10 protein-coding genes are annotated in these 9,344 nt (G+C 33.5%); all 10 read right to left on the minus strand.

The window, feature by feature from the left end; translation table 11 throughout:
* Positions 1 to 75 precede the first annotated feature (75 nt).
* The 10 genes from ACI32A_RS05515 to thrC are packed head-to-tail and all read right to left on the minus strand — an operon-like array spanning position 76 to position 9,277.
* Positions 76 to 921 carry a patatin-like phospholipase family protein gene (locus ACI32A_RS05515; RefSeq protein ID WP_439754038.1) on the minus strand — a complete coding sequence of 282 codons (846 nt, stop codon included), beginning with the start codon at positions 919 to 921 and terminating at the stop codon, positions 76 to 78.
* Positions 915 to 2,081, minus strand: coding sequence for an NAD(P)-dependent malic enzyme (locus ACI32A_RS05520; protein ID WP_439754039.1), 1,167 nt, complete (start codon positions 2,079 to 2,081; stop codon positions 915 to 917). Before ACI32A_RS05520 ends, ACI32A_RS05515 begins: the two co-directional genes overlap by 7 nt.
* 24 nt (positions 2,082 to 2,105) lie before the next feature.
* Positions 2,106 to 3,290 carry a peptidase T gene (gene pepT, locus ACI32A_RS05525; RefSeq protein WP_439754040.1) on the minus strand — a complete coding sequence of 395 codons (1,185 nt, stop codon included), beginning with the start codon at positions 3,288 to 3,290 and terminating at the stop codon, positions 2,106 to 2,108.
* Positions 3,291 to 3,299: 9 nt separating this feature from the next.
* The gene (locus tag ACI32A_RS05530; protein WP_439754041.1) at positions 3,300 to 4,898 is read right to left on the minus strand and encodes a putative manganese-dependent inorganic diphosphatase; all 1,599 of its coding nucleotides are present in this window, start codon (positions 4,896 to 4,898) and stop codon (positions 3,300 to 3,302) included.
* A gap of 56 nt (positions 4,899 to 4,954) precedes the next feature.
* A complete protein-coding gene (locus ACI32A_RS05535) occupies positions 4,955 to 5,239 on the minus strand; it encodes an HU family DNA-binding protein (RefSeq protein WP_439754042.1) in 285 nt (94 codons plus the stop codon).
* 36 nt (positions 5,240 to 5,275) lie between these two features.
* A complete protein-coding gene (locus ACI32A_RS05540) occupies positions 5,276 to 5,833 on the minus strand; it encodes a Maf family protein (protein WP_439754043.1) in 558 nt (185 codons plus the stop codon).
* Complete coding sequence (locus tag ACI32A_RS05545) at positions 5,830 to 6,510, minus strand: TIGR01906 family membrane protein (RefSeq protein ID WP_439754044.1); 681 nt, start codon at positions 6,508 to 6,510, stop codon at positions 5,830 to 5,832. Before ACI32A_RS05545 ends, ACI32A_RS05540 begins: the two co-directional genes overlap by 4 nt.
* Positions 6,510 to 6,944 carry an ACT domain-containing protein gene (locus ACI32A_RS05550; protein ID WP_439754045.1) on the minus strand — a complete coding sequence of 145 codons (435 nt, stop codon included), beginning with the start codon at positions 6,942 to 6,944 and terminating at the stop codon, positions 6,510 to 6,512. Before ACI32A_RS05550 ends, ACI32A_RS05545 begins: the two co-directional genes overlap by 1 nt.
* Positions 6,937 to 7,809, minus strand: a complete 873-nt coding sequence (thrB, locus tag ACI32A_RS05555) for a homoserine kinase (protein ID WP_439754046.1) — start codon at positions 7,807 to 7,809, stop codon at positions 6,937 to 6,939. The genes ACI32A_RS05550 and thrB overlap by 8 nt, the downstream gene beginning before the upstream one ends.
* Positions 7,802 to 9,277 carry a threonine synthase gene (thrC, locus tag ACI32A_RS05560; RefSeq protein ID WP_439754047.1) on the minus strand — a complete coding sequence of 492 codons (1,476 nt, stop codon included), beginning with the start codon at positions 9,275 to 9,277 and terminating at the stop codon, positions 7,802 to 7,804. Before thrC ends, thrB begins: the two co-directional genes overlap by 8 nt.
* Positions 9,278 to 9,344: the final 67 nt, after the last annotated feature.

The following is a 9,344-nucleotide window of genomic DNA, read 5'->3' on the forward strand; positions in this document are numbered from 1 at the left end:
CCTCAAAGGTTTTAAATTGGCTTTTTTCTAAACCTCATCTAATTTTAGAGGTCCCGTTTTTGACAATGATCTATTTTATTTTAAAAAAGCCTTGATTTCATCTATTCTTTGTTCTGTTTCTTTATATCCTAATTCAAACCATGGACGCAATACATTTTGATCGGTTGTATAGCGAGATACGCCCATGTCTTTTGATGGACGAAGAACTAAAGCCTGTCCTTCTTTTTCCAGTTTTGAAATCAAATCCCATTGTTGCTGATAACGAATATGACGATTTTTTAAGTCTTCTGTGATGATTGGGTCGTGATAAACTTTATTGGCCAGCCACAATTGATATGAAGGAGCTGGTTTTCTTTGATAGCCAATTTCTTTACATGAAATCACTAAATGTTTTTTATATCCGAGTTCCATGCTTCTTTCGATGGGAATCATGACACGAAGTCCAGCATCCATATATGTACTATTTAAAAATTTATAGGGTTTGCATAATAACAATAAAGCACAACTGGCTTTCGTTAATGTATTATCGTCGTCAATATACGATTGGTCGTAATATTCGATTTCATGTGTTTCTAGATTATAAATGCCTTCTTCCATTTTTGTAGAAGAATTCATAAGTGTTTCTTTATCAAGTGGTGCCATCTCTTCAATAATTCGATTGGTTGCTTCTAAACCAAATATACTTTTTTCTTTTAACAAAGGACGAATACCTACACAGTTTTTATTGGCTGTGGCATCTACTCCAATAATTTCCAGTCGTTTTGCTTGTCTGGATGCATAAGCTAAAAGAAATTCTGCTCCAGCTGAGATTCCTACACCATAAGATGCATATAGACCATAATCCAGTAAACACTTTAAGACACCGCCTGAATAAGCTGTTTTCGTGCCTCCTCCTTCTAAAACAATACTAAAATCTACCATTGACGAATGACTCCCGAATCTATAGCTGCTTGACTAACAGCTTTAGAAACTACATCTGAAACGCCTTCTTGTAAAGGAGAAACAATAATATAATCTGGACGTAACTTTTCTTCTGGTATCAAAGAAGCAATGGCTTTTACAGCAGCTTCTTTCATAGCATCATTAATACAAGTAGCTTGTACACTTAATGCACCTTTAAAAATACCAGGGAAAGCCAATACATTATTGATTTGATTTGGATGATCGCTTCGTCCGGTTCCCACAATAAAGGCACCTGCTTCCAAAGCATCTTGTGGTTCAATTTCAGGAACTGGATTGGCCATAGCTAAAATAATGGGTTTATCATTCATAGAACGAACCATGTCTTTGGTCACAACATGAGCTGCACTGACACCAATAAAGACATCAGCTCCTTCCATAGCTTCTTTTAATCCACCTTTTTTATGTTCTAAATTGACTTTATCAATTAAAGCTTTCTTTCCGGCTGTTAAATTCGCATTTGGATCTAAAATTCCTTTAGAATCACATAAAATAACATTTCCTAATTTCATTTTCAAAATCAATGTCGCAATAGCACATCCTGCACTACCCGCTCCATTGATAACGATTGTCGGATTTTCTAGTTTTGCTAGTTTTAAAGCATTGATCAAAGCCGAACAAACAACAATTGCTGTTCCATGTTGATCATCATGGAAAACCGGAATATTGCAACGCTCTTGCAATCGTTTTTCAACTTCAAAACAGCGAGGAGCCGCAATATCTTCTAAATTAATTCCACCAAAAGTTGGTTCTAATGCAGCGATGATATTGACTAATTCATCGGTATCTTGTGTATTTAGACAAATGGGAAAGGCATCTACATTGGCCAAGGCTTTAAACAAAGCACATTTCCCTTCCATAACGGGCATAGCCGCTTCGGCTCCAATATTTCCTAGTCCCAATACAGCCGATCCATCACTGATGACAGCCACTAAATTTTGTCTTCCTGTATAGACATAACTGTTTTTTGGGTCTTTATGAATTTCTAAACAAGGAGCTGCAACCCCTGGTGTATAACAAGTGGATAAATCATCTTTGGATGCGATTGGCATCTTAGTCTGAATATCCAGTTTTCCTTTCCATTCTTTATGTTTTTCTAAAGCTATTTTTGCATAATCCATATTCTCACCTCACATTTGTTTATTTTAATCCAAAATGATATTCTTGACAATACGAACCATCATTTCCATTTGTTGAATACTGGCAAATTCATATCGTCCATGGTGATTATAGGAGCCTGTTCCTAAGTTTGGACAAACCAATCCCATTTGTGTTAAATTCGCACCATCGGTTCCTCCTCGAACAGGAATGGATTTGGCAATCAGGCCTTCTTTTTCAATGGCTTTTTTAGCTTTTTGAATACAAGTATCGTCTTTGATAAAGCGTGCCATATTGTAATACTGATCTTTAATATTCACTTCAAATCGTTTTGGATATTTTTCATTGAAAATATCCACTAATTTCTGAATAAATTCTTTTCGTTTTGTAAAGATTTCAAAGTCATGGTCTCGAATAATTAAATCAATATCCGCTCGATCCACATCTGCTTTTAAATCGACAACATGATAGAAACCTTCTCTATTTTCTGTATGTTGTGGTGTTTCTAAAATTGGTAATTTTGAAATAAATTCAGTTGCTAATAAACAAGCATTGACCATTTTTCCTTTTGCTTCTCCTGGATGAATACTTGTTCCATGAATCGTAATATGGGCACCAGCTGCATTAAAAGTTTCATAGTCAATATGATTGATATCAGCTCCGTCTACAGTATAAGCAAAGTCCACTGGAAATTTTGATAAATCAAAGTGATCCGTTCCTTTTCCTACTTCTTCATCACAAGTAAAAGCAAACATAACTTTTCCATGTGGAAGTGATTGAATTTCTTCTAAAACCTGCATACAAATCGCTATACCTGCTTTGTCATCAGCTCCTAATAACGTATTTCCATCGGTTACGATAATATCTTGATTTTTAGCTTTTTTTAGATTTTCAAAGTCATCGGGATGCATGGAATATTGTTCATTCAATGCAATGGTATTCAATTGATAGTTTTCAATGATTCTTGGTTTCACATTTTTTCCAGGTAATTCCGTAGCTGTATCCATATGAGCCACAAAACCAATGGCTTGTTTGTCCTTGCAAGTCGCATTTAATGTGACATATACAGTTCCTGATGGTTCTAAAATCACTTCATCCGCTAGTTTTTCGCATTCTTTTGCGAGTTCTTTTGCCAATTCTAATTGTTTTAAAGTGGAAGGAACACTTTCACTATTGGCATCGGCCTGGGTATCATAGGACACATATTTTAACAATTTTTCACTTACACTCATATTCTTCCTCTATTCTAATTCACTGGCAATACATGGAACAATTTGTTTCTTTCGAGAGACATAGCCTCGATCGGTAAATCGTTTAATGGCGGTTTCCATTTTTGATGATAAATCTCCTACATATAAGAATTTGGATCCTTTACCTTCTATATTGGTAAAAACCATCAATAAGAAATTGTATTTATATTTTTTATTTTCTTGTTCCATATAAGCAACAAAGTCTTTTTCAATTTCATTCACGTCATTTAAATCATATGTAAAGACTTGAGAGACGGCAATGTGTTCTCCAGCTAACATATATTCTTTAATGTCATTATATAAAATGTCTTTAAATTCTTTTCCTTTAATGGTTGCGGTTTGTGAAAACATTTCCGATGCCATTTCATCGGTATTTAAGTTAAATTCTTCACAAATCTGACTGGCAACCATTTTATCGATTTGAGTACAAGTCGGTGAATTGTAGTTCAATGTATCGGAAATCATTCCATACAACAACAATTGAGCGGCTTTTTCAGACATTTTGATATTTGCTTCTTTATACATTAAAGCGACAATGGTACAAGTCGAACCCACTATCATATTTCGAAAAGAAATTGGCGTGCTTGTTTCAATGTCACCTATACGATGATGATCCACAATTTCAACGATTTCGCCTTGTTCAATGTCAGAAATACTTTGTTTCTTTTCGTTATGATCCACTAAGATAAATTTTTTCTTTTCAGATTTTAATAAATGATAACGAGAAACCGATCCCACCAATTTATCTTGATTGGTTACAGGATACGATGAATGTCGTGTTTTTAACATTTCTCGTTCCACGTCTTCTAAGTATTCATTTCGATTAAAAGAGACTACATCTTTTTTATTGGTCATTATGGCACGAATTGGAATGGCACGATAAATGTTTTGAATGATTTTCATTATATTATATGGAGTAGTAATCATGGTCACGCCTTTATCTTTGGCAATGGACATAATTAATTCATCTGGTACATAGTTTTCGGCAATCACAATTACAGCACAGCCTTTAGCAATGCTTTTAAACATCGCATCTTCACTGTCTCCTAATACCATGATAGCACCTGCCAAATCTCGATCCATCATTTTTTTATCTGCAATTCGAACATAGCCTGTACGATCAATATTTCCTTCATATAAAATTTCACCACGTACACTATCTGCTAAATTTTGAATGGTAGCATGGCGTAATAAAGCAGCTGTGGCATGTAAATCCTGCATTTGAATACGAGCCATTTCCCAGACTGTTGCCAATCCAATATAATTTTCTTTTTCGTCATTGATATAAACGGTTTTCACATTCATTTCTTGTGAATATTCCCAGCTTTTACGAATAATCATATTTTGATCTACAACACGGGCTTCATCAATTTCAATTTCAGATAACATTAATTTAGCGGTTGAAATGTATTCTGGAGATTCTAATTGTAATTTATTCAAAATAAAAGTTGTTTCTGGATTGACTCTTCCCAGTCTTCCAGCAACGGCATGTATGCCTTGTTTTTGTTTTAATTCAGCAAGAGCCAAAGCTGAACAAATCGAATCGGAATCTGGATTTTTATGTCCAATAATATATATAGGTAAACTCATAATGTATCCTCCATTACTTCTTCTATTATATCAAAAAAAAAGCATCCTTTGATGCTTTATTTTTGAATTGCGTTTTTTAATGCACTTGAAGATTTAAAGCGAACAGATTTTGAGGCTTTAATTTCAATGGGTTCTTTTGTTAATGGATTAATTCCCTGACGGGCTGGATTTTCTTTAATGGAAAATTTTCCAAATCCATAAACATCTACATCATTTTCTTGTTGTAGAGCTTCTTGAATGATTGCAAATACATCATTCACATATGTTTTAGCCTTTGCTTTAGAGATATCATTTCTTTGTGCTAAAGCATTTGCCAAGTCTTCTTTTTTTAAAATTGACATATAATGTCCTCCTTTTTGAACTTACATATAGTAGCACTACAAAAAAGAGGATGCAACTTTAGACAATAATTTTTGAATAATGTCTTGATCTAAACCCACCACATTGGAATAACTACCTTCAATCCATTGCACAAAATCAACTTCCTGTATACCATAAGAACCGGCTTTATCCATACATCGATTGGATTGAATGTATTCTAAAATTTGTGTATCACTGAGTTCTTTGAATTTGACTTTGGTTGTCGATATTTCAAAATGTATTTGATCCTTGAATAATACGCACATACCTGTTTTGACTTCGTGAATAGAATTGGATAGTTGTTTTAATGTTTCATAGGCTTCCTGGTGACTCGATGGTTTTCCTAATATATGTCCTTGAAAAACAACGATAGTATCGGCCGATACAATACAGTCGTTATTATATTTTTGTTGAATGTCTTTGGCTTTTTGAATGGTTACTTTTTTTAATGCTTCATCAATGGAAATAGACACATCAAATGTTTCTTCTTGTTTTGAAGGACAAACCACAAAGTCATAACCCAAAGAAGAAAGGATTTCTTTTCTTCTTGGGGATTGAGAAGCAAGTATAATCATTGTTTTTTCTCAAATCCAATCGGCGCTTTTTTAAATTGATAATAGAGTGAAAATAACAATAATGGTATCACACAAATACATAAATAAAGAACAATAGACAATACTAGTTCATTAAAGATTATTTCCGGTAACATATTGATCATAAAACTTGTATTGGGATCTAATAGCCATAATTGGTTACTAAATAATAAAGTATGTAACCAATTCCAGAAGCTTGTAAAATCAGTGGCTACCCATATTCCAAAAAATACAAGCATTACAAATAATGTGGCACAGACTCTAAGAAAGCCCATAGTCAAAAAAGAAAGCCATCGTTTTTCTTTGATTAAAAAATAGAAAAGAATTCCAATTGCCAGAACAATACTTATTTTCATGACTGTATAAGCATTTTGATAGAGTTGTTTCACATCTTTCATATGAAGGGTTTCTCTTTCATTGAAGACTTCTTTTCCATCTTGAATGACAACCATATCGTCTCTTTCATCTTTTATATAATCTAATAAAACTGTAATGCATTCTTCTAGATTTTCTTGTGAAACATGTAATACTTCATCAAAACAATAAGTTTCGTATCGTTTTGTATAAAAGGATGCATCCAGAGCAATGCTTTGAATCCCAAAAACAACACATATTATAATTAAGCACCATCCAAATATATATGATAAAAAGGATTTCATTATTCAACCGCAACTAAATCTGCTTTTTCAACAGATGGTATTTCTTCTAATAAATGCACTAAATTTTGGATGGAAATTTCCATTTCCGCTACATCCAGCGTAAATGAAACATTGTGAACACCATTAATCGGGATGGTTTGATCAATGGCTAATATATTCACTTGCTGATTAGACAACAAAGCAATAACTTTATTTAGACTTCCTGTTTCAGATCGTAAAATCATAGAAATAACGGCTTTTCTTCTGGATTGTTCCTGATCAAATGAAAACACAGTGTCTTTATATTTATAATACGTTCCTCTTGAAATTCCGACCATTTTAACTGCCTCGGAAATGCGTTTGACTTTTCCGGTCTGCAATAAAGAACGAGCTTCAATGACTTTTTCTAATACTTCGGGAAGTATTTCAGAAGATACAACATAAAACTTACTCATAATCAACAATCGCTCCTTTCTGATCAATGGTAACTATGTGACAAGAAATTTCAGGATAGGTTTTCTTCATCCATTGATTTAATTGAACAATATTTTCAAAGTGAATGGAAATTGCCATCATTGTTGGTCCTGAACCAGAAATCCACATAGGAAATTGTTTTTGAAAACAATATGAATGAATGAAATCAAATTCTGGTATTAATTTTCTTCGATAAGGCTCATGAAGAAAGTCTTGACAACTTGCCACTAATTTTTTTTCATCTCCACTTTGTAGTGCCTGCATAAAGGTAATCGCATGAGCTACTTGTAAAGCCGCTTGTTTGTGCTCAATCGTTTTGGGTAAAACTTTTCGAGCTTTTTTTGTATTAACTTGATAAGGCGGCATCATCACCAATCCATGCCAGTTTTCGCAAGATAAAATTGTGGAAATGATTTTTCCTTCATATTCAAAACTAATACTGGCTTGTCCTAAAATAGCAGGTGCTACATTATCAGGGTGTCCTTCTAATTCCGTTGCCAATGTAACAAGTGTCTGGGTATCAAGTTTTGCTTGATACCAGGCATTAGCTGCTAATATGCCTGCTACTAAACAACTTGCTGAGCTTCCCAATCCAGATGATACAGGAATCTGACTGTCAATGTGCAAATGAAAAGATGGAAATGGTTTGTTGATTTTTTGACATACATATTTAAATGCCACAACAACCAGATTTTCTTCATTTTGAAATTGTGGATCGCATCCTGTTATTTGAAGGGTTTCACTTTTTTCAAATGTAAAGTGATTGTATAAATCTACCGCTAATCCCAGACAATCATAGCCAATACATAAATTTGCACTTGTACCAGGTACATGCACTTTAATCATGGAAACAAGCCTCCATTGCTTGTTGTACCACGTCTTTCATTTCTTCGATTTCAATGACGTCCGAATGAAGAATAGGAAGTGTTTCTAATTCTTTTAATCCTTTTGGAATTGGATTTTCGCAAATAGTTTCTAGTTTATGCATTGCTTCTAATTCATCTTTTACTTCAATATCTAAAGCATCCAGTACATCGATACTGAATTTATAAGGAGAAGCTGTGGATAAAGATACAATCGGTGTTTCATCGCTATTGCTTGCTACGCTATAACCAATGGCTGTATGTGGATCCAATACTTCTTTTGTTTGTTCATATACGTCTTTGATAATTTCTTTTGTTTCTTGATCATCTACATAGCCACAACCAAACAAATCCTGAATTTTTTCCAGCATTTCTTTTGGAATTTGATAGCGTCCTGTTTCTTTTAAGTCGTCCATACAAGATTTCACAAAAGCACAGTCTTTTCCAGACATATAATATAGTAAGCGTTCTAAGTTACTTGAAATTAAAATGTCCATACTTGGTGAAATTGTTTGAATAAATTCACGATTTCTATCATAAATTCCAGTTGTTAAAAAATCTGTTAATACGTGATTTGAATTGCTGGCTACATAAAACTTTTGTACTGGTAATCCCATTAAATATCCATAATATCCAGCCAATACATCACCAAAATTTCCGGTTGGTACACTAAAAGATACTTTATCACCAATTTGAATTTTTCCTCTATTTACTAAGTATTTATAGCTTTCAAAGTAATATACAATTTGTGGTACCAATCGTCCAATATTGATAGAATTGGCACTTGTTAACAAGGTATTATGTTCTTTGGCAATCGTATTGATGTCTTCATTTAAGAAAATTTTCTTAACTTGGCTTTGTGCATCATCAAAATTTCCTTTTACTGCATATACTTTTACGTTTTTTCCTTTTTGTGTAGCCATTTGGCGATATTGAATTTGACTGACTTTCTGATGTGGATAGAAAACTACAATTCCAATATCATCTACATCTTGAAAACCACTTAATGCAGCTTTTCCTGTATCTCCTGAAGTAGCAGTTAAAATCAATGCTTTTTGATTTGTGGATTTTAATGCTTTTTGCATTAATTGTGGTAATAAAGTTAAGGCAACGTCTTTAAAGGCACTAGTTGGTCCATGGAATAGTTCCAATACATAGATGCCATCAACTTCTTTAACAGGTGTAACTTCTGGGGTAGAAAAAGAATTTGTATATGCATTATGAATGCATTCTTTTAATTCGTCTTCGCTATAATCTGGTAAAAGTTCTTTAAGTATCATATATGCATTTTCTTGATAGCTTTGTTTGCATATTTTATGTAAGTCAATTGTAACAGTGTCTAAATCAGGCCAGACAAATAGTCCTCCATCATTTGAAATCCCTTCCAAAATAGCTTGTTTACTACTCATTTTTTGATTTTCGTCTCGAGTGGAAACATAAATTTTATTCATAAAGTCCTCCTTGAAAAACTACATATCCTATGATACAATGTTCACGTTTTAAAAACAAGTGTTTTTT

Origin of the sequence: Floccifex sp., from assembly GCF_051873555.1 — a bacterium.
Lineage (GTDB): Bacteria > Bacillota_I > Bacilli_A > Erysipelotrichales > Erysipelotrichaceae > Floccifex.

Coding starts and splice junctions, on each gene's coding strand:
- ACI32A_RS05515 (WP_439754038.1), bottom strand. CDS start 921: ATGGTAGATTTTAGTATTGTTTTAGAAGGAGGAGGCACGAAAACAGCT.
- ACI32A_RS05530 (WP_439754041.1), bottom strand. CDS start 4,898: ATGAGTTTACCTATATATATTATTGGACATAAAAATCCAGATTCCGAT.
- ACI32A_RS05550 (WP_439754045.1), bottom strand. CDS start 6,944: ATGAGTAAGTTTTATGTTGTATCTTCTGAAATACTTCCCGAAGTATTA.
- thrC (WP_439754047.1), bottom strand. CDS start 9,277: ATGAATAAAATTTATGTTTCCACTCGAGACGAAAATCAAAAAATGAGT.
- ACI32A_RS05540 (WP_439754043.1), bottom strand. CDS start 5,833: ATGATTATACTTGCTTCTCAATCCCCAAGAAGAAAAGAAATCCTTTCT.
- ACI32A_RS05545 (WP_439754044.1), bottom strand. CDS start 6,510: ATGAAATCCTTTTTATCATATATATTTGGATGGTGCTTAATTATAATA.
- thrB (WP_439754046.1), bottom strand. CDS start 7,809: ATGATTAAAGTGCATGTACCTGGTACAAGTGCAAATTTATGTATTGGC.
- pepT (WP_439754040.1), bottom strand. CDS start 3,290: ATGAGTGTAAGTGAAAAATTGTTAAAATATGTGTCCTATGATACCCAG.
- ACI32A_RS05535 (WP_439754042.1), bottom strand. CDS start 5,239: ATGTCAATTTTAAAAAAAGAAGACTTGGCAAATGCTTTAGCACAAAGA.
- ACI32A_RS05520 (WP_439754039.1), bottom strand. CDS start 2,081: ATGGATTATGCAAAAATAGCTTTAGAAAAACATAAAGAATGGAAAGGA.